The organism is Sphingobium sp. FW305-3-2-15-F-TSA7 (assembly GCF_058787155.1).
In genome coordinates, this window is the sequence record NZ_JBYSZM010000026.1 from 1 (window position 1) to 19,958 (window position 19,958).

General features: G+C 64.3%; 22 protein-coding genes and 1 pseudogene. 12 read left to right on the plus strand and 11 right to left on the minus strand.

The annotated features are described in order from the left end of the window. On the plus strand, positions 1–820 hold an 820-nt coding region (locus tag AC3WN8_RS19640; RefSeq protein WP_492671167.1), incomplete at its 5' end, for a VOC family protein. Between the two features lie 27 nt (positions 821–847). On the opposite strand, the gene AC3WN8_RS19645 is transcribed toward AC3WN8_RS19640, so the two are convergent. Further along, a complete protein-coding gene (locus tag AC3WN8_RS19645) occupies positions 848–1,744 on the minus strand; it encodes a Rossmann-like and DUF2520 domain-containing protein (protein ID WP_492671168.1) in 897 nt (298 codons plus the stop codon). Positions 1,745–1,832: 88 nt separating this feature from the next. After that, positions 1,833–2,642, minus strand: a complete 810-nt coding sequence (locus tag AC3WN8_RS19650) for an SIR2 family protein (RefSeq protein WP_492671169.1) — start codon at positions 2,640–2,642, stop codon at positions 1,833–1,835. 408 nt (positions 2,643–3,050) lie between these two features. Between AC3WN8_RS19650 and AC3WN8_RS19655 the strand changes: the two genes are divergently transcribed. Further along, positions 3,051–3,257 (plus strand): cold-shock protein, encoded by a 207-nt coding sequence (locus tag AC3WN8_RS19655; RefSeq protein ID WP_492671170.1) that lies wholly within the window; start codon positions 3,051–3,053, stop codon positions 3,255–3,257. A gap of 81 nt (positions 3,258–3,338) precedes the next feature. Beyond that, positions 3,339–3,536: a hypothetical protein gene (locus AC3WN8_RS19660; protein ID WP_492671171.1), complete on the plus strand. Its 198-nt coding sequence runs from the start codon at positions 3,339–3,341 to the stop codon at positions 3,534–3,536. Between the two features lie 73 nt (positions 3,537–3,609). Here the strand turns inward: AC3WN8_RS19660 and AC3WN8_RS19665 are convergent. Continuing rightward, positions 3,610–4,502: pseudogene (locus AC3WN8_RS19665) on the minus strand (LysR family transcriptional regulator). A 131-nt stretch (positions 4,503–4,633) separates the two neighbouring features. Here AC3WN8_RS19665 and AC3WN8_RS19670 point away from each other — a divergent pair. The 5 genes from AC3WN8_RS19670 (at position 4,634) to AC3WN8_RS19690 (ending at position 10,876) form a co-directional block, all read left to right on the plus strand. Then, the gene (locus AC3WN8_RS19670) at positions 4,634–5,716 is read left to right on the plus strand and encodes an aromatic ring-hydroxylating dioxygenase subunit alpha (protein WP_492671172.1); all 1,083 of its coding nucleotides are present in this window, start codon (positions 4,634–4,636) and stop codon (positions 5,714–5,716) included. Between the two features lie 2 nt (positions 5,717–5,718). Next, positions 5,719–6,135 carry an EthD family reductase gene (locus AC3WN8_RS19675; protein ID WP_492671173.1) on the plus strand — a complete coding sequence of 139 codons (417 nt, stop codon included), beginning with the start codon at positions 5,719–5,721 and terminating at the stop codon, positions 6,133–6,135. A gap of 18 nt (positions 6,136–6,153) precedes the next feature. Next, positions 6,154–8,691: a TonB-dependent receptor gene (locus AC3WN8_RS19680; RefSeq protein WP_492671174.1), complete on the plus strand. Its 2,538-nt coding sequence runs from the start codon at positions 6,154–6,156 to the stop codon at positions 8,689–8,691. Between the two features lie 68 nt (positions 8,692–8,759). Next, positions 8,760–9,308: a hypothetical protein gene (locus tag AC3WN8_RS19685; protein WP_492671175.1), complete on the plus strand. Its 549-nt coding sequence runs from the start codon at positions 8,760–8,762 to the stop codon at positions 9,306–9,308. Next, on the plus strand, positions 9,305–10,876 hold the full coding sequence (locus AC3WN8_RS19690) for an FAD-dependent oxidoreductase (protein WP_492671176.1): 1,572 nt from the start codon (positions 9,305–9,307) through the stop codon (positions 10,874–10,876). Before AC3WN8_RS19685 ends, AC3WN8_RS19690 begins: the two co-directional genes overlap by 4 nt. Before the next feature lie 15 nt (positions 10,877–10,891). On the opposite strand, the gene AC3WN8_RS19695 is transcribed toward AC3WN8_RS19690, so the two are convergent. Next, positions 10,892–11,407: a phosphoribosyltransferase gene (locus AC3WN8_RS19695; protein ID WP_492671177.1), complete on the minus strand. Its 516-nt coding sequence runs from the start codon at positions 11,405–11,407 to the stop codon at positions 10,892–10,894. Continuing rightward, positions 11,407–12,423 carry an adenosine deaminase gene (locus AC3WN8_RS19700; protein ID WP_492671178.1) on the minus strand — a complete coding sequence of 339 codons (1,017 nt, stop codon included), beginning with the start codon at positions 12,421–12,423 and terminating at the stop codon, positions 11,407–11,409. Before AC3WN8_RS19700 ends, AC3WN8_RS19695 begins: the two co-directional genes overlap by 1 nt. 99 nt (positions 12,424–12,522) lie before the next feature. On the opposite strand from AC3WN8_RS19700, the gene AC3WN8_RS19705 reads away from it, so the two are divergent. Together AC3WN8_RS19705 and AC3WN8_RS19710 are read left to right on the plus strand one after the other, a co-directional pair. Beyond that, complete coding sequence (locus AC3WN8_RS19705; protein ID WP_492671179.1) at positions 12,523–13,035, plus strand: hypothetical protein; 513 nt, start codon at positions 12,523–12,525, stop codon at positions 13,033–13,035. Positions 13,036–13,291: 256 nt separating this feature from the next. Next, complete coding sequence (locus AC3WN8_RS19710; protein ID WP_492671180.1) at positions 13,292–13,516, plus strand: hypothetical protein; 225 nt, start codon at positions 13,292–13,294, stop codon at positions 13,514–13,516. Between the two features lie 60 nt (positions 13,517–13,576). Here the strand turns inward: AC3WN8_RS19710 and AC3WN8_RS19715 are convergent, their stop codons facing one another. Continuing rightward, entirely contained in the window at positions 13,577–14,758 is a 1,182-nt protein-coding gene (locus AC3WN8_RS19715) for a saccharopine dehydrogenase family protein (protein WP_492671181.1), read from the minus strand. A 61-nt stretch (positions 14,759–14,819) separates the two neighbouring features. Beyond that, on the minus strand, positions 14,820–15,263 hold the full coding sequence (locus tag AC3WN8_RS19720; RefSeq protein WP_492671182.1) for a DoxX family protein: 444 nt from the start codon (positions 15,261–15,263) through the stop codon (positions 14,820–14,822). 201 nt (positions 15,264–15,464) lie between these two features. Here AC3WN8_RS19720 and AC3WN8_RS19725 point away from each other — a divergent pair, with 201 nt between their 5' ends. Then, positions 15,465–15,821 carry a tetratricopeptide repeat protein gene (locus tag AC3WN8_RS19725; RefSeq protein WP_492671183.1) on the plus strand — a complete coding sequence of 119 codons (357 nt, stop codon included), beginning with the start codon at positions 15,465–15,467 and terminating at the stop codon, positions 15,819–15,821. Between the two features lie 108 nt (positions 15,822–15,929). On the opposite strand, the gene dcd is transcribed toward AC3WN8_RS19725, so the two are convergent. The 4 genes from dcd to AC3WN8_RS19745 all read right to left on the minus strand — a co-directional run bounded on the left by dcd (position 15,930) and on the right by AC3WN8_RS19745 (position 18,274). Further along, on the minus strand, positions 15,930–16,484 hold the full coding sequence (gene dcd / locus AC3WN8_RS19730) for a dCTP deaminase (protein WP_492671184.1): 555 nt from the start codon (positions 16,482–16,484) through the stop codon (positions 15,930–15,932). 158 nt (positions 16,485–16,642) lie between these two features. Beyond that, positions 16,643–17,092, minus strand: a complete 450-nt coding sequence (locus AC3WN8_RS19735; protein ID WP_492671185.1) for a cytidine deaminase — start codon at positions 17,090–17,092, stop codon at positions 16,643–16,645. After that, entirely contained in the window at positions 17,089–17,781 is a 693-nt protein-coding gene (locus AC3WN8_RS19740) for a glycoside hydrolase family 25 protein (protein WP_492671186.1), read from the minus strand. Before AC3WN8_RS19740 ends, AC3WN8_RS19735 begins: the two co-directional genes overlap by 4 nt. Before the next feature lie 10 nt (positions 17,782–17,791). Beyond that, positions 17,792–18,274: a UPF0262 family protein gene (locus tag AC3WN8_RS19745; RefSeq protein ID WP_492671187.1), complete on the minus strand. Its 483-nt coding sequence runs from the start codon at positions 18,272–18,274 to the stop codon at positions 17,792–17,794. Between the two features lie 150 nt (positions 18,275–18,424). Here AC3WN8_RS19745 and AC3WN8_RS19750 point away from each other — a divergent pair, with 150 nt between their 5' ends. Next, positions 18,425–19,936: a replicative DNA helicase gene (locus tag AC3WN8_RS19750; RefSeq protein ID WP_492671188.1), complete on the plus strand. Its 1,512-nt coding sequence runs from the start codon at positions 18,425–18,427 to the stop codon at positions 19,934–19,936. The last annotated feature ends 22 nt before the right edge of the window (positions 19,937–19,958 follow it).

Below are 19,958 nucleotides of genomic sequence, written 5' to 3' on the forward strand. Positions count from 1 at the left end.
GGGGGAGGGGGCGCCGGAGGGTGTCGCCTTCTATCGTATCGACGACCGGCCGTTCCGCTTCTGGATCGCGGCCGGAACCGCCGACCGGCTGGTGTCCGCCGCCTATGAAGTGGACGACGCGGCCGAACTCGCGGCATTGTGCGTCAGGATTGCGGCGGCGGGTCGTCCGGTTCAGGATGGCACGGCAGAGGAGGCGCAGGCGCGCGGGGTTGCGGCCTTTTTCCGGACCAGCGACCCAGCGGGCAACGGGCTGGAGTTTTTCCATGGCGACCGGCGGGACGATGTCCCCTTCGTCTCACCCGCCGGGGTCAGCGGTTTCGTCACCGGCGACATGGGCATGGGGCATGCCGTATTCGCGGCACCGAATTTCGACGAGACCCGTGCCTTTTATGAAAGCATCGGGTTCCGCGACACCGATGTCGCGCGCTATCGATTCAGCGAAGATCCCGACGACCCCGGCATGGGCTTCACCTTCATGCATGCCGATAATGGCCGACATCACTCGGTCGCGCTGGGCGATATTCCCCGATCGCCCTCCGGTTGCGTCCATGTGATGCTGGAGATGAAGACCCAGTCGGACGTCGGTCGCTGCCACGATCGGATGCGGCGGGCGAAGGTCCCGGAAAGCGCGTCGATCGGCCGACATGTGAACGACCGGACCTTCGGATTCTACATGCAGACGCCCTCGGGCTTCGATCTGGAAATCGGCTGCGATCCGCTGGTCATCGATCCGGCGACCTGGGTGCCGACCGCCCATGCCATGCCCAGCGAATGGGGCCATGTCTGGTCATGGCAAAAGGCGATGGAAGGCGAGACGTGACCGTTGCGGATCGGGCAATGCGCCCGATCAATCGCCCGCCGATGCGGGACGACCGTCGAGCAGGTCCCTGCACGCGGCGGAGGCGTTCGCGCCCTCTCGTTCGAGCAGGTCGAGCGTCGCCAGCCCCATTGCGCGATAGGGCGGCAGGATGGCGGGATGGTGCTGCTCGAATGCGGTGAGGTGGTTGTGGATCGTGGCTGCGTCGCCGCGCAGCAACGGCCCCGACAGCGCGTCGAAACCCCGTTCCAGACTGTTCTCGAGCGCGGCGCGCACAAGCGGGGCGAGCACGGCATAGGGCGCGTTCACGCCCGCCGCTTCCAGGGCGCCGGCGGCGCCCGCAAGCAGCGTGACGAGATGGCTCGCGGCATGGGCGAGCGCGCCATGATAGAGCGGACGCATCCGTTCCTCGATCGCGAACGGCACGCCGCCCAGATGTTTGACGATGGCGAAGGCGCGGGCCGACGCTTCCGCGCTGGAACCCGTGACCGCGAATGGCGCGCCCCTCATGCGCCCCACTTCGGTTGTCGTATCTCCGGTAAAGGTCATCGCCGGATGGACGGCGGCGGTCAGCGCGCCGCGCCGCTCCAGCGGTTCGAGTATCGCGGCACCGCTCCGTCCGCTGACGTGCAGGATCATCGGCCGATGGCTCAGCGGACCATGGCCCGCTATGTCCAGCGCCATATCCGCCACGGCATCGTCCGAAACCGCAATGACGATCAGATCGCACTGCCGGGCGAGATCGCCGGCATCCGGAACCATGCGGGCGGGTGAAACATGCGACACGGCCTCACGCGCCTTGCCGACATTTCGGCCGTACAGGAGCGGTTCGGATCGCGAAGCCGGCGCCAGCGCGAGCAGCATCGCACGGGCGACGCGACCCGTGCCGACCATGCCCAGTCGATCACATGAAAATCCGGCGACCATTCTCATCCCCAGTGCATCGGCGACACGTCATATCCTGGTTGGAATCGCAGGATGCCCGCGGTTCGCGATGCCACCCGGAGCATCGGCATCAGACGTCCACACGCTCCTGCAGCTTGCGCAGGAACATGGCGAGCGCTTCCTCGGGCGCGGCGTCGGGTTCGGTCAGGCTGACCACGCCCCATTGGGCAAGCACCGCTTCCTGCACCGGATCGGAGCGGATCATGAACACATAGGATTTGGGCCGTTCCTTTTCATATCCGGACACGCGCCAGGTCCGCCACATCTTGTGCAGCAGCAGCCGGATGTTCACGTCCGACAGGCTGTAGCCGATGAAGAGCATGGTCTTGCCGAGCGCGTCGGCGCGCAGCTTGATGTCGAGCGGGGATTCGAAGGCGAGCCGATCGAAATAAGCGGTTTCGGTCACCACCAGCGATTGGTCGTCATCGAAATCGCCGTGGAATTTGACGATCTGGGTATGGCTGTCGGGCATCCGCGCCAGATCCTTGGCATTGGCGATCTTGGCATAGGGTTTTTCGTGGAGCCGATAGGCGTCCTCGAGATTGCGGTCGTAATTGGTGGTGTAGATGATCGGGAAATCGAGACCGACGATACGTTCGAGCACTTCGGACGCGCGGATGCTCGCCTCGGTGGCGCTGAACTTGCGGTCCATCCAGCTCCTCAGCGGCCCGATGCTGCCATGCTGGAGCCGGTAATATTCGGCGAGCGTCAGGTAATTGGCGTCGTTGCCGACCAGCTTCTCGGCGTCGAGGCCGGTCTCCTCGATCATATGCTTGATCAGGCTTTTCCACGATGGCAGGCCGAGGCCCACCGATACGCCCGATCCGACGAACAATATGGCCCGGCGTTGGGCGATGGCGGCGACGAGACTATCGATCACGCTCGGTCATCCTCGTTCCTGCGGCCTGCGCGGTCCGAACTAACTAGGCCGGAACCGTGCGCCGCTCAATGGCGGGGTTCGCAAATTACGGCGCCCGGGCCATGATTCGGGCATCGAATAAGCGCGACAGCGCACGGGGTGCGTGTTAGCCTTTGGATATCGCGCGAAGATCGCCTGCAAGCATTCGCGCGGCCGAGAGACCATCCGCGCTCCCGCTTGCCAGCAAGGCGCGCGTCCGATGGAAGATTTCGACACCCTCCCTCAGTCGCCATGCGCAGCCGCCGCGATACCGGGATTCTGATCTGCCCGTCTGCGCCGTTCCGGAGCTGACGGCGCCAGGGCGATATCGAAATTCGGCTCCTAATCTCCGCGTCCGCCGTGCGGTACGCCATTTGCGAGGAAACGACGATGCCCACCGGAACCGTGAAATTCTTCAACAGCGAAAAGGGCTATGGCTTCATTGCGCCGGAGGATGGCGGCAATGACGCCTTTGTCCATATCTCCGCCGTCGAGGCCGCCGGCCTGCGCACGCTCGATAAGGAACAGCGCGTGACTTACGAGCTTCAGGAGGGGCAGCGCGGCAAGGTTTCCGCGGTCAATCTCCAGCTCGCCTGATTGCTCGATTTCCGGACGCGCAGGGCCGGCCCCGCGCGTCCGCATCGGATGGAGGCTGATCTGCGAAGGGGGCCGCTCGATATGACCACGGCGCAATTTTATGCCGAACGCGCGGACGAGGCGCGCCGCGATGCCGACGCCGCGACGCTCGACAATGTCCGCGAAAGCCGCCTTCGGTCCGCCGACGTCTGGCAGAGCCTTGCCGATCGCGCCGCTCGCGTCGATGCCGAGCGGCTGGTTCGCGAGGCGGAAACCGCCCGGAAGATGCGGGAACTCTGACCATCCTCTGACAGAATGTTTAACAGAATAGTCAAGTATCTTGGTGCAATCATTTGTTATTGCATATATTTTACTAGACGCCGTCGATGCTCGGCAGGCGTGCTTTCAGATAATCGATGAACACGCGCACCTTCGCGGTCGTGTGTCGTCTGGCGGGGTAGACGCTCCAGACCGGCATGGGATCGCAGCGCCGATCGGCCAGCAGCTCGACGAGCGCGCCCGAGCGGATATGGCGGCGCAGATACAGTTCGGGCAGCCAGACGATGCCGATCCCGTGCAGCGCCGCCGTCACCAGCGAGGGCCCGTTGTTGCTGCACCAATTGCCGGTGAGTGCGAGCGCCTTTTCGCCGCGCCCGGTGCCGAAGCGCCACGGGCTGCAGGCTTCGAATGTCGAGACCAGGCAATTATGCTGCATCAGGTGCTGGGCGTCGTCGGTGTGCCGGCGCGCGCCAGATAATCGGGCGATGCGGCGCAGATATGCGGAAGCTCGAACAGCTTCTGTACGCGCAGGCTTGAATCGACCAGGGCGCTGTAGCGGATGGCGAGGTCGAAGCCCTCGGCGACGATATCGACGGTGCGGTCGGTGATCAGCAATTCGATCTCGAGCTGCGCGTGCAGCGTCATCATCTCGGCCGCGAGCGGCGCGACGCAGGATTCGCCGAACGTGTCCGACGCGACCACGCGCAATCGGCCGCGCGGCAGCGCGTCATGCTCCATCGCCTGCTGGTCGATGGCCTGGAGGTCGTCGAACGCCTCGACGCAGCGGCGATAGACCGATCGGCCGAGGTCGGTCGGCGCCAGCCGGCGTGTCGTGCGGAACAATAGCTGGCTTCCCAGCCGGTCCTCCAGGCCGCTGACCATCCGGCTGACCGCGGACTTGGATATTCTGAGCTTGTCCGCGGCCGCGGTGAAGCTGCCATTGTCGACCACGGCGACAAAGGCCTCATAGGAATCCCAGCGTCGCATTGTTGTCCCCTCGCAACAGTGTTTTGTAATTTGCCCCACTATAGCTTTGGTCGTGCAACAAATACCATCCGGGGCATGAAGCAGGTGCCGGCGCGGATCGTCAGGGCCTCCTGCAGCAGCGGAAGGCGCCGATGTTCCTCTACAATGCCTGGTACATCACAGCAGAACCCGACGAGCTCGCCAGCGGCGCGATCGTCGCCCGCACGCTGCTCGGCAAGAGGATCGCGGTCTATCGCGGCGCATCCGGCCGGATCGTCGCACTGGACGATTTCTGTCCGCATCGCCTGGCCCCGCTTTCGCTGGGGACGGTGATCGGTGACGGTCTGCGTTGCGCCTATCATGGCGCCGAATTCGACGCCGACGGCAAATGCGTCAAAGTCCCCGGGCAAAAGGCCGCGCCGCCACGCGCGACCGTCCGGACCTATCCGGTCGTCGAACGGCATGGCTATGTCTGGGTGTGGCTCGGCGATCCGGCGGGCGCCGTCGACGAGAGCGGCATCCCCGACGGTTTCCGGGTCAGCGGCGATCCGGCCTGGATCGGCGGCTATGGCCATATTGAGTCGATCCAGGCCGATTATCGGCTGATCAACGACAATCTGTTCGACATCACCCATGCCGAATTCGTGCACCCGGAATCCTTTGGCGGGGTCGAGGTGCAATTCTATCGCAACGCACGGCGCGGCACCGATTTCGTCGATCGCGGCATGACGTTCGAGGTCGGCGACAATGCCATTCATTTCCGGACCCATGCCGCCCGGCTGGGGCTGGAGGGCGGGCCGCTCTGGCGCTCGATGCTCGCGCAGAGCCGCGGGCTCGAAAGCTGGGACGATCCTATCGATTTCCGCATGGAGGTCAGCTGGTGGGCGCCGGCCTATACCAGCTTCCATATCTCGATCCGGCCCTGCGACGAGCCGGATGCGCGGCCGATCGAGATCTATAATCTGCATGCGGCGGTCCCGGAAACGGCGACGAGCTCGCATTATTTCTATCGGTCGGTCCGCAATTACGGCGATCGCTCGATGGACGCGATGTTCATCGACGCCGCCAATTTCGTCTTCAACCAGGACAAGCCGATCCTGGAGGGGCAGCAGGCCGTGCTCGGCGATCGCGACCTGCTCGACGCCGACCCGATCTCCTTTTCGGGAGACCGGCTGCAGCTCGACGGGCGCCGCATCCTGAACCGGCTGCTCGCGGCCGAACGCGGAGACGTTTGATCATGCACATGCTGGCCTTCCTCTATCCTGCCGCACCAGGTGAGCATTTCGACGAAACGCATTGGAAAGACGTGCATTTGCCGCTGGGTCTCGGCCTGACCGACAAGCATCTCGGCATTCGTCCGGAAAAGATCCTGTTGTTCGCGCCGGGGCGCGGCGGAGACCTGTCTCACGACAGCGCGCCGTTCAGCGCGATCGCGGCAGTGATCTTCGACGACAAGGATGCGGTCGAGCGCTTCTCGACCCTGTTCGACTATGAGGAAGCGGCGCGCCGGCTGTCGGAGGATTTTCCGAACTATACGCCCGGCCCGCCGATGATCCTCGTCTCCGAACTGCGTGAAGTGACCGATATCGATCGGATGATCGAAAGCTTCCAGCGCGCCGAAGCGCGCGCGCTTCAGGCGCGGGAGCAATCATAACGAAAATGGGGGGGCGACATGATCATATCCAGGACATTGCTGGTTTCCGTCTGCGCGGTGGCGCTGTCGGCAGGAAGCGCCGCTCGGGCGGCACCCGATTCACCGGCCGATACGCCGCAGGCCGATGATGGCGAGATCCTCGTCACCGCGCGCCGCGTCTCGGAGACGGTGCGCGACGTTCCCGCCATAGTCAGCGTGCTGACCGACAGCGCGATCCGCGCCTCGGGCGTGCGCGTCGCCACCGATTTCGTCCAGTTGACTCCGGGCGTCACCATCGTCACCGGCAATGTCGAGGCTGGCGACGTGCAGATCAGCATCCGCGGCCTCAACGGCACGCGCGACGCGGAAAGCAATGTCGCGCTGGTCGTCGACGGTATCCTCAAGACCAACACCGCCGCGCTCAACCAGAATGCGGGCACGCTGAGCCAGATCGAAATACTCAAGGGGCCGCAGGGCGCGATCTACGGCCGCAACGCGGCCTCGGGCGCGGTCATCCTGACCACGCGGAAACCCGGCGACGTGCTGGCGGGCGAGGCTACGATCGGTTACGCCGAATATGGCCATAAACGTGCCGCTGGCTATCTGTCCGGGCCGCTGGGTGACGGTGTCGGCCTGCTCGTCTCGGGCGATTATGAAAAGGGTGACGGCTTCTACAATAATGTCTTCCAGCGCACCGCGCGTTACGATGCCTATAAGGCTGCGATCCTGTCGGTCACGCCCGGCGCCACGGTGCCGGGTTTCGGGCGCAACAGCGTCGACAATTTCCTGCGCTGGAACGTCAATGGTCGCTTCGTCGCGGAGATCGGCGACAACACCGAAATCGACATCAAGGGCAAATATGGCCGTATCGAAGGCGGCACCGTCGTGTTCGGCGCGGCGTTCGCGATCCCCGGGCTGGTGCCGTTCCTGGGCCCGTCGGTCTATCAGGACGTCAACCGTTACGACTTCACCAATGCCTTTCAGGCGAACCTTCAGGCGCGGCAGATCCAGACCACCAGGGAAGCGTCGATCAAGCTGACCCACGATATGGCCTGGGCCAGCCTCCAGGCCTGGGCCGCCTATAGCGATATCGGCAATTCCTATACGGGGGAGGGGACCAGCGGCTCCAACGGCTATTTCTTCACCCAGCCTCAATGCCGTGCGACCACGGCGGCGCTCGCCGGCTATCCGACGCCCGCGCCGACCTTTATCGGCGGCACCCCGGAAACCTCATTTTTCGGGCCCTATTCGCCGACGACGTGCGACGGATACCAGTATAACAAGCGCGACCAGCGCGACTTCAGTGCCGAGATCCGCCTGTCCTCTCCGGCGGGGCAGGATTTTTCCTGGCTGGCGGGCGCCTATTTCCTCCACATCGATCGCCGGATCTGCGTCAATCTCGCCACCGATACCGGGCAGGGGGCGATCCGCCAGTGCTTCACGCTCGATCCCAGGAGCCGCACCGAGGCGCTGAGCGACGACACGTTCAAGACCAATGTCTTCGCGGTCTTCGGGTCGGTGCAGAACAAATTCTCGGATCGCTTCACCGCGTCGCTCGCGCTGCGCTACGACCGCGAGGAGCGCCAGGTCCGCAACCAGATTCCGACCGATGTGCGCACGCTCTACGTCAATCCGCAGCGCGACGGGACGGGGGGCTATTATCTCAACCCCGGGCTGGACCCGGTCTATAATCCCAGCGGCGTGCTGCCGCCGCGATCCAGGGCCTATCAACAGGTCGAGCCCAAGCTCAGCCTGTCCTACGAAGCCAGCACAGACCTCACTTTGTTCGCCAATTGGGGCATCGGATTCAAATCGGGCGGCTTCAACAGCGGCGGCAGTGCGGCGATCGTCAACACGTTCAACGCACCGCCGCTCAGCGCCAATGTCACGATCCGCGACGATTACGACAAGGAAGTGTCGAGCGCGTTCGAAGCCGGTTTCAAGGCGGCTTTATTCGACGGGCTGCTGAATCTGGAGGGCGCTGCCTATTATACCAGCATCAGGGATCTGCAGTTCTTCGAATTCTTCGTCGGCTCGTTCGGCCTGCTGCGCGTGGTCTCGAACATCGACAAGGCGCGGCTCTATGGCGGCGAGGCATCGGCGACCTTCCGGATCATGCCGGGCTGGACGATCTTCGGATCGGGCAACGTCACCGACAGCCGGATCCGCAGGAACGGTTCGCGGCCAGATACGGTCGGCAACAAGATCCCCTATGCATCGGACTATACGCTGAATTTCGGCACGCAGCTCGTCATGCCGCTCGCCGCCGGGCTCAACATCGTCGGGCGCGCCGATTATCGGCTGACCGGCCCGACCTGGTTCCATGCCGTCCAGGATCAGACGCGCCCGTCGCTCAACGGCCAGGCGGATTTCTCGAAGAGCCGGCGCGATGCTTTCGGCATCCTCAACCTGCGTGCCGGCTTGTCGAGCGATCACTGGACGATCACGGCGTTCGTGAACAATCTGACCGACAAGCATTGGCTGAACGAAGTGGTGCCGGCCCCGGAACTGGGCGGCTCGTTCGTCTCGCCGGGCAGCCGCCGGCAGATCGGAGTCGAGGCGTCGGTGAAATTCTGAGCGGGCCGGTATTCGCTGTCGTAACCACAGAGATGACGGGTTAGGCTGGCTGGTCGAGGGAGGCGTCATTGGGCTATACGCGGCGTCGCATTTTGGGAACGGGAGCCGCCGGCCTCGTGCTGACCGGCATTGGCGGCGACCTCGTCTGGACGACGCCGGCCGAGGCCGCGGCGCGGCAAGGGCGCTTCCAGACGCTGACCACGCTCGAGGCGGCCTGGCTCGGTGGTCTGGGGGAGGCGATCGCGCCGCCGTCGCGCGCCGGCGGCCTGGCCCATTATGTCGATCATCATCTGGGGCTTGCCGTCGCGGATTGCCTGCTTGGGCTGCGTTATCTCGACGTGGCGCCACCCTATCTCGATTTCTACCGGCCGGCGCTTGCGTCGCTGGCGCGCATGGGCGGGGGTGGGGCGCCGCCCGTTGCCGGCGATCCGCGCTGGACCGTGCTGCTCGCCGACCTTGCCAAACCCGCGCCGTCCGGCTGGGCGGGGCCGCCCGCACCATTGTTCCTGTTCGCGGTCCGGCTCGATGCGATCGATATCGCTTATGGCACGCGCGCCGGATTCGAACGGCTGGGGGTCGAGTATCTCGCCCATGTCGAGCCGGAGCGCGACTGGTGAGCGTGACCCCGATCGTCGACATCGCCATTGTCGGCGCGGGGGCGGCGGGCGCGCTGCTCGCCGCCAGGCTCGCCGAAGCCGGGCGCTCGGTCGTGGTTTTCGAGGCCGGACCGCGCTGGGATGCATCGGACCTGGTCAGTTCGCAGATCTGGAGCCGACGGTTGCGCTGGGGCGGACCGCCGGTCGCGACGCGCGGTGGCGATCCGATCGGTTTCGGCTTCAATGCGGGCTGGGGCGTCGGTGGCGCGGCGCTGCACCATTACGGCACCTGGCCGCGGTTGAAACCCGCCGATTTCACGATGCGCAGCGATCATCAGCGCGGGCTGGACTGGCCGATCGGCTATGCCGATCTGCAGCTCTATTATGATCGAATCCAGCAGGAAGTCGGGATTTCCGGCGATGCCGAGGCGGAGATCTGGCGGCCGGCGGGCGCTCCTTATCCGATGCCGCCGCTCCAGCCGCTCAAACAGGGGGAATTGCTCGCCCGCGCTTTCGCCGCCGCCGGCAAACGGACCGCGCCCGCGCCGATGGCGATCAATTCTGTCGAATATGCCGATCGTCCGGCCTGTATCTATGACGGCTGGTGCGATGCCGGCTGCCCGATCATGGCATTGGCCAATCCGCTCGCGCTGTATCTGCCGCGCGCCGAGGCGGCCGGGGCGCGGATCATGGCGCGGCATCCCGTCACCCGGCTGATCGCATCGACCGCCGGCGCCGTCGACGCCGTCGAATATCGCGATGCAACCGGTCGGCGCGCAATCCAGCCCGCGCGGGCGGTGATCCTCGCAGGCTCGGTGGTCGGTAATCCGGCATTGCTGCTCAATTCGGCGAGTGCCGCGCATCCTAGGGGGATCGGCAACGATAATGACCTGGTCGGGCGGCATGTCATGACGCATGGGCTGATCCAGATCCTCGGCCTGTTTCCCGAAGAGACCGAGCCCCATCGGGGTGTCACCGGCGCGCATCTGATCAATCACGATGCCTATGACAAGATGGCGACGCCCGGCGCGTTCGGCAGCCGGCAATGGCTGATCGCGGCATCGATCAAGCCCAATGACCTGGCGGGGCTCGCCGCGGCGCGGATGGATCTCAACGGCGCGGCTCTCGACGATTTCATGCGCCGCGCCGTGCGCCATGGCGCGAACATGATCGGTATGTGCGAGGCGGAGCCGCACGCCGACAATCGCGTCGAACTGGGCGAAGGCACCAACGCCTGGGGTACAAGGCCGGCCCGGCTCGTTCACCGCTTCTCCGAGGATGCGAAGCGGCTCTGGGCGGCGATGCGCGACGAAGGCATGGCGATCTTCAAGGCCGGTGGCGCAACCGAGGTCTGGCATACGCCGATGGGCTCGGCCCATCTCCATGGCGGCACGATCATGGGGCATAGCGCCGCCGATTCGGTGACCGACAGCTTCGGCCGCGTCCATGGCATGGCCAATCTCTATGTCGCGGGCACCGGCCTGTTCCCGACCGAAGGCGGGGTGAATCCGACATTCACGCTGCACGCCCTGGCGCTGCGGTCGAGCGAGCATCTGATCCGCGACCGGACCGAGCTGTTTCGCGTATGAACGCGCCCGGCGGCGTCAGGCGATGCGCGCGGGTATCTCGGCGGCGTCCTCGATATGCGCCGTGTTCGGCGCCATCGCTTCCCAGGGGAAGATGAACCAGTCCTTCGTCACCGAGCGATCGATGGTGCGCGACCAGTAATCCACGCATGCCGCCGATCGGATATTGTTGAGCAGCACCGCGAAGCGGACATTGTCGGACACACCGCCGGCACAGTCGATCGCATCGCGCAAATAGGAAATGGTGCGTCCCGAATCGTTGATGTCGTCGACCACCAGCAGGCGCTTGCCCTGACCCGATTTGGCAGCGAGCTGGGCGAGCAACTGGTCGCCGAAACCATAGACCTTGGCGGAATGGTCGACCGACAACAGGTTGATGCCCGTCGCGTGGCTCAGATAGGCACCCGGCACCAGACCGCCTCGCCCGATGCCGATCAGGAAATCGGGTTGCCAGTCGTCGCCCGCCATCGCGGCGGCAATGGCGCGGACATCGGCGACGAAATCCTCATAGGGAATGGGCGTGAATATCGGCATCAGCCATGCTCCGCCGCAAAGGCGTCGACCTCCGCGACATGGCGGGCGATCGTCTGTTCGTCGAGGAACGATCCGGTGAAGCTGTTGCGCGCCAGCGTCGCCAGATCGGCGGACGAGACCGTGCCTTGCGCCGCGATGGCGCGGTAATTGTCGTTCACATAACCGCCGAAATAGGCGGGGTCGTCGGAATTGATCGTGGCGGCCAGGCCCAGCGCCAGCATCCGCGGAATGGGATGGTCGGCAAGATCGTCGACCACGCAGAGCTTGAGATTGGAAAGCGGGCAGACCGTCAGCGTCATGCCGCTGTCGGCGAGCCGCTGCGTCAGCGCCACGTCTTCGAGTGAACGATTGCCGTGATCCAGCCGGTCGATTTCGAGCAGGTCGAGCGCCTGGGCGACATAGTCGGGCGGGCCTTCCTCGCCGGCATGGGCGACGCGCTTCAACCCCATTTCGCCGGCACGGGCGAAGACGCGCGCGAATTTCTCGGGCGGATGGCTCAGCTCCGAACTGTCGAGGCCGACGCCGACGATGCGATCGAGCCAGGGCTCGGCCTGGCGCAGCGTTTCGAACGCGGCCTCCTCGTCGAGATGGCGCAGGAAGCAGAGGATCAGTTTCGAGGTCAGGCCGTGCCTGTCCCGTGCATCGGCCATGCCCGCCAATAATCCTTCGGCCGCGACGCCGAACGGAATCCCGCGATCGGTATGGGTTTGCGGATCGAAGAAGATCTCGGCGTGGCGGACGGCATCGGCGGCGGCGCGGTCGAAATAGGCGATGGCGAGATCGCGGAAATCCTCCTCGGTGCGCAGCACGTCGGCACCCTGATAATAGATGTCGAGAAAATCCTGGAGGTTGGAGAAGCTGTAGGCGGCACGGACCTCTTCGACGCTGGCGAAGGGGATGTCGACCCGATTGCGGCGCGCGAACGCGAACATCTGCTCGGGCTCGAGACTGCCTTCGATATGAAGATGCAGCTCCGCCTTGGGCAGTCCGGTGATGAAGCTGTCGAGCGCGGTCATCGTCCTGTGTCTCCAGCCGAGCGACTCGGATACTGCCATTCAGTATGGCACGCGACCCCTCCCTTGAAACCAGGGGGTGGGAAGCACTAGCTGTGCCCCATGCGCGGGGACAAGGAAATCGACTGGAAGGCTCTGGTGACGGGAATCGTCGCCTATGAACAGCCTTTCGCGGCATTGGATGGTGAGCGGTTCGAACGGATCGAGCGCGGATTCGGCGCGCATTATCAGGTCGATCGTCTGTCGTCCGATGCGTTCCGCTTCGCACGGGGCGAGGGCTACACGCGGCTGCCGCGCTGGGACGCGTTCGGCTATGTCGATCGCGGCAGCGTGACGCGCGTGCGCAATGCCGAGACCGAATTGCCCGATGTCGGTGCCAATATCGCCGTGCTGCCGGCGGGCTGGAAAGCGATCCGCTTCACGCTCGACATCCGCGTCATCCTGATCTTCTGGGCGGCGCTGATCGCGGGCCTGCATTTCTTTGCGGTGCCTCAGGGGCCTTTGCTATTGTGGATCGCCGGCTTCATTTTCATCTGGGCAATGCACGTCCGGCTGGTGATGCGCAGCCTCGACGGCAAGCTGGCGCGCTGGATGGCGCGGGAAAGCTGGAACTGAACACCCAGGGGCCAGGCCCTGATTTGGTGAGAATTGATGGGGTCGGCACGCCGCGACGTGCTAGGACAGCGCATCACCTGCGTCTTTTCGAGCATCTCGTGACTGGGGGACCAATGCGCCCTCGCTTGGAGCGCTGTGCGGACAGGTCAGAGCCGGCTGTTCGCGAATTGCAGTGCGACCGCGAACGGTCCGGCACAGGCGAGGTGAACATCATGAAACGACAATTCTTCTCATCCGATATACGGCGCACCGCTCGATGAGCCGCGCGATGAATCTCGACGCGAGCCAGGATGCGGTGGTCGCGGCCTGCACCTCGGCGAAGATCGGCATCAGCGCGATCGAGCCGCTGACATCGGGCGGAACCCGCGTCGTCTGCCTGACCCGCGAAGGTGCCGACAAGCTGCGGCAGACGATGAAGTCCAAGCTGATCGACGGGCGGGTGAAACGTTCACCGCTCTTCCTGGCGCAGCGGCCCTGGTGACCGCGGTCCGAGGCTGATCGCCGACGCGGAAGCGCATCATGCTTCCGCGGGGCGGGCCTTCTATTCTTCCAGTCCGAAGGTCAGCCCGGCATTGGCCACCAGCCGTGCCACCAGCGCGTCCCCCATGATGCTGCCCGGCGTCCAGATTCCGCCGTCGCCCTTGACGTCGCGGAGCAGGCAGAGCGCGCTTTCGGCGATCATCTTGCTGGTCGAGCCATAGCCGGGATCGCGATCGCCGGTCACGACGAGCTTCATCGACTCGCCGCCGGGCAATTCCTCGGCGATGAAGACGATCTCGTACAGGCCGTTCTCGCGCTCCTCCTTGCTCGGGCCATCGCCGGGCTCCAGCGATTTGCCGTCGCCAAAGGGATTGAGCTTCGTCAGTGCCTCGACCGCGGCATGGGCGGCTTCGCCCAATGTGGTCAGCATCATTTCGTCATAGACGAATTCCTCGCCCCAGAGATGACCGAGCAACTGGTTCGAGCGATGGACATTCTTGGTGTTGATCGGCGCCATGATGAAGGGGATCGCCCAGACGCCTTCGGCGCGATCATATTCGGGAACAAGGCCGCTCGGCTGGTGCGGGCCTGAAAAGCCGGGGGTGAGCGCGAACGGATCCTTGAGCAGGCGAACGACGTCGAGGCTCTTGGTTGCGGCCGCCATCGTCGCCTTCATGCTTGCGACCGTGCCGCCCGAAGCGCCGCCGCGCATCTTGCGGACGCGCCCCTTGATCCGCGGCGCCGGTTCGCCGTGCCGCGCAATCACCGCTTTCTGGAGCTGATGGACGCCCATGTCGAAGGGGATCGAGTCGAAACCGCAGGAGAACACGATCCGCGCGCCCGATGCCTTGGCGGCGGTCTCGTGCGCGTCGATCATGTAGCGCATCCAGGCGGGCTCGCCGCACAGATCGACATAATCGGTGCCCGCTTGCGCGCATGCGGCGACCAGATCGCTGCCGTAAAGCTGATAGGGGCCGACGGTGGTCAGCACGATGCGCGTCTGCGCCGCCATCCGGGCCAGGCTGGCGGGATCGGATGCGTCTGCGGTGATCAGCGGTGTGTCGGCCGGTGCGCCGATCGCGTCGCGGACCTGGGCGAGCTTGTCGAGCGATCGCCCGGCCATGGCCCAGCGCGGCGCGTCCGGCGCCTTGTAATTGGCGCTCAGATATTCGGCGACGAGCCGTCCGGTGAAGCCCGTCGCCCCATAGATGACGATGTCGAAGTCACGCCCGATGCTGGCCATCATGCTCTCCCTTTTGCGGGAGAGTGCATGGCAGGCCGGGCGCGTTCAACCCCCGACTGCATCAGGCCTTCGGCGTTTCCCGCACCACCACCGGTTCGCGCTCGACCACCACTTCGCGCCGGCGCGCGCGCAGGCTGTCCAGGCTGTGCGATACACCGTTATAGGCAAAGAGGACCAGGAAGCCGCCGGCGAGCGCGATATTCTTGAGGAAATTCGCCTGTTGCATTGGATCGGCGAAATTATTGTGCGCGGTTACCGCGGTCACGATGCAGAAGCCCGCGAGCAGCAGCGCGAACAGCCGCGTGAAGATACCGAACAATATCGCGAAACCGGCGACGATCTCGAAGATCGCGGCGGGCCAGGCGAGGCTCGCCGGTAGCCCCAGCGAGGTCATATAGCCCGCGAAGCTGGTGATATCCCCGACTTTCCCAAAGCCCGCGAGGATGAATAGCGCCGACAGCAATATGCGGCCGATCAGCGCGACGAAACCGTTGATGACGACCATGACGTCCTCCCTGTTTCCTGCAAGATCAGGCTAGCTCGCAAAGGCTTGCGCGCCAAGCTGTGAGTTCAACGCATGGAAACCCGCGGATTTCCTTCAATTGATGGAGAAAATTCATTGGCCGCTATTTCACGAATATGACATTGAAGTGTCATAAATCTGAAACAGAGACGTCATCAGGACGTCATGAAAAGGAGCTGGACGATGAACAAGCGGATCGCGAGCGCATTGATTGCGGCTTCGGCGATGACGATCGGCGGCGCGGCCTATGCGCAGGACGCCAATCCCTATGGCTATGACCAGATCGCGGCGAAGAATCTGCAGGCGGCGGAAAAGCGGCTGGTCGCGCAGCGCGCGGCGGAGCCCAACGAGCCGTCGGTGCTGCTCAACCTGGCCTTTGTCTACAAGAAGACCAACCGCACTGCCGAAGCGCGGGCGCTTTACAACGACGTGCTGGCGCAGCCCGACGTGCTGATGGCGCTCGGCAGCGGCAAGCCGGCCTGGAGCCACGCGCTGGCGATGAAGGGCCTCGGCCGTTCGACGGATTTGGCGGGGCGGTAAATCCTATCCGGTCATTGCGAGCGCAGCGAAGCAATCCAGGGATACGTCAACCGATGGATTGCTTCGTCGCTTCGCTCCTCGCAATGACAAACTAAGCGTGCCTGCGCCTCAGAGCCTGGGCAGCGTCACGCCGAGCTGGCCCATATATTTGCCGGCGCGGTCGGCATAGCTGGTCTCGCAGGGCTCGTTCCCCTTGAGGAACAGGAACTGGCAGGCGCCTTCGTTCGCGTAGATCTTCGCGGGCAGCGGCGTCGTGTTGGAGAATTCCAGCGTGACATGGCCTTCCCAGCCGGGCTCGAGCGGCGTCACATTGACGATGATGCCGCACCGGGCATAGGTCGATTTGCCCAGGCAGATCACCAGCACGTCGCGCGGCACACGGAAATATTCGACGGTGCGGGCCAGCGCGAAGCTGTTGGGCGGGATGATGCAGACATCGGTCTTGCGGTCGACGAAGCTGTTCGCCGCGAAATCCTTGGGATCGACCACCGCGCTGTCGACATTGGTGAAGATCTTGAAATCGTCGGCGACGCGCGCGTCATAGCCATAGGATGACAGCCCGTAGCTGATGCAGCCGTCGCGCCGCTGCGATTCCACGAACGGCTCGATCATGCCGGTGGTGGTCGCCTGTTCGCGGATCCATTTGTCGGACAGGATGGACATCTTTTTCCTTCGTTGTGCTTGAAACCGTCATGCCAGCGAAGGCTGGCATCTCTTAACGGAAAAGGCGACTTATTCTGATGGAGACCCCGGCCCGCGCCGAAGGCGCGGGTTTATCCTGAGCCTGCCGAAGGGCCGGGGTGACGTGATGTTGGCTGAAATCATCCGATCCCCAGATCCGCCGGGCCGAAGGCGTGGGGCAGGAGGTCGGACAATTTATGCGTCTCGACGCTCGCGCCATCCGCCGACGCGCAATGGATCGCGATGTCGCGCCCCGCCAGTTGCGCCGCTTCGTTCAATATCTGCCGGCAGCGCCCGCACGGCCGGACCGGATCGCTGCCGGCGATCGCACCGTCGCTGCCCAGCATCCCGCCGATCACGCCGATCTCGACGACCCGGCGCAAATTGCCGTCGCTGTTCGCCTTGGCCAGCGCGACGGTTTCGGCGCACAGCGACAGGCCGTAGCTGGCATTTTCGAAATTGGTGCCCGTCACCACGCTGCCGTCGTCGAGCAGCAGCGCCGCACCGACGCCGAAATGCGAATAGGGGGCATGGGCATTGGCGGCTGCCGCCCGCGCCGCTTCGATCAATCGTGCCGCATTTTCGCTCATGGGCGCACCACGTTCCAGTCCACTCGACCGTCTATGCCCTCGATACGCCGGATCGACGAGGCCTGCCACATCACCCAGGGGCGCTCGCCATAATTGGGCGGCAGGAACAGTCGCCGCAGCCACAAGGTGCGCTGGATGCCCCGGCTGACGGCATAGGTGTCGTCGAATTCGCTGGTGACGTAGAGGATGGCGGGCTTGCCGGCATGCGCTTCGATCATCGCCAGGAAACTGGTGAGATCGGCGATCAGTGTCTCGCGCGACGGACGCGCGGCGCAATTGCCGCCGAATTCCAGATCGACCGCGGGCGGCAGGGCGTCGGCCTCACGCGGGACGGTGGCGATGAAGTTGGTCGCCTGGTCGGCCGCCGGCCGGCACAATGTGTAGAAATGATAGGCGCCGTGCTTCACGCCGGCTTCGCGCGATTGCCGCCAATTCTCGGCAAAGCGCGCATCGCGATGGTCGCCGCCCTCGGTCGCCTTGATATAGGCGAATTCGGCGCCTTCCGCGCGAACGCTCGGCCAGTGGATCTCGCCCTGGTGATGCGAGACGTCGATGCCCTGTAGCGGGTAGTCCTTGATCGAAGGACGCCATTGGAGCGCATAGGCGTAAAGCGCGCCCGCCAGCGCGGCGAGCGCCGCGAGGCCCAGGGCGGCGAAGCCCAGCCTCCGCTTCCACGTACGTGCCGCCATGCCCCGTCTTCTACCCCTTGATGTGCAGCACGCAGATCAGCGTGAACAGGCGCCGCGCCGTATCGAAATCCACGTCGATCTTGCCGGCCATCCGTTCGATCAACAGTTCCGCCGCTTCATTGTGGATGGCGCGGCGGGCCATGTCCACCGTCTCGATCTGCTGTGGCGTGGCGTTGCGGATCGCCTGGAAATAGCTGTCGCAGATCGCGAAATAATCCTTGATCGGACGACGGAACCGCCCGAGCCCGAGGATCACGGATTCGAGCGGGGTGCGATCCTCGCGGCCGATATCGATCGCCAGCCGGCCTTCCTCGACGCGCAGCCGGACGACATATGGGCCCTTATAGCCGTCGTCATGTTCGCGCTGCGGCGCGAAATGATTGCCTTCGAGCAGGTCGAAAATGGCGATGCGCCGCTCCTGTTCGACGTCGGCCGAGCGCCAGACGATGGTCGCCTGGTCCAGTTCGACGTCGATGATGCGTGGATCCGCCATTGGTGGCCTTTATCGGGGATGGGCAGCGGCCTCAACACCCCGTGATTCCAACTTTGGCGGCGATGATGAAGGATGGTATGATTCATCCACAAAGTTTTCCACAGCCTTGCTGTGGGTTGAGCCGGGACGCCGGGTGGGCGAGAAGCAGTTATGGCCGAACCGTTTCGAATCATCACCGCCCCTGAGGGCGAACCCGTCGAGCTGCCGCACAATATCGAGGCGGAGGCGGCGCTTCTCGGCGCGATGATGATCGACAACCGCGTCGCCGAAGACGTGATGCAGAAATTGCGCGGCGACCATTTCTTCGAGCCGCTGCACGGCCGCATCTATGATGGCGTGCTCAAGCTGGTCGGGCGCAGCATGGTCGCCAATCCGGTGACGCTGAAGCCGATGTTCGAAAGCGACGAGGCGATGCGCGAACTGGGCGGCCCGGCCTATCTTGCGCGGCTGACCGGCAGCGGTGCCGCGCTCATCGGCGCGCGCGATTTCGCAGAGCAGATCTACGAACTGGCGCAGCTCCGCGCGCTGATCCAGGTCGGCCGCGAGCTGGTGACCAAGGCGATGGATACCGCCGACGAGATCAATCCGAAGCGACAGATCGAGGAAGCCGAAGTCGCGCTCTATGCGGTCGCGGAAGAGGGCGGCGAGGGCGGCTCGGTCAAGAGCTTCCTCCAGGCCAGCCGCACCGCGGTCGAGATGGCGGAAAAGGCGCTGAATTCGGGCGGCGGCCTGTCCGGCGTCACCACCGGGCTGAACTGCATCAACGAGCGGATCGGCGGCCTGCATCACTCGGATCTCATCATCCTGGCCGGTCGTCCCGGCATGGGAAAGACATCGCTTGCGACCAATATCGCGTTCAACGCTGCAAATCGCTGGCAGCGCGACATGGCGGACGGGATCGAGCCGAAAAAGTCGGTCGGCGCCAAGACCGCTTTCTTCAGTCTCGAAATGGCCGCCGACCAGCTGGCCACGCGCGTGCTTTCGGAGCAGTCGGGCATTTCGTCGGAAAGCCTCCGCATGGGCAAGATCAGCCAGCAGGATTTCCGGAATCTCGCGCGCGCCTCCGGGGAGCTCGAGGAACTGCCCTTGTTCATCGACGATACGCCGGGCCTGAGCATCGCCGCGCTGCGCACGCGTGCGCGCCGGCTCAAGAGGCGGCATGATATCGGACTGATCGTCATCGACTATCTTCAACTGCTGCAGGGCTCGGGCAAGAGCAGCGACGGCAATCGCGTTCAGGAAATTTCGGAGATCAGCCGGGGTCTCAAGACGCTCGCCAAGGAAATGAACGTGCCCGTGATCGCATTGTCCCAGCTCAGCCGTGCGGTCGAGCAGCGGGAAGACAAGCGGCCGCAGCTTTCGGATCTTCGAGAATCGGGATCGATCGAGCAGGACGCCGATATGGTCTGGTTCGTCTATCGCGAGGATTATTATCACTCGTTCAAGAAGCCGGCCGAACCCGACGCGAATTCAACCGCAGATCAGCATGATGCCTGGAATACATGGCTGCAGGAGGATTTCAGAATCAGCGGTATGGCGCAGCTCATCATCGCCAAGCAACGTCACGGCGCGACCGGCACGGTCCGAATGCGGTTCGACAGCAAGGTCACCAAATTCTCGGATCCGATCGACGACGACCGGCTGCCGCAGCAATTCAACTGACCTGTCAACTGACCTGCCAGCT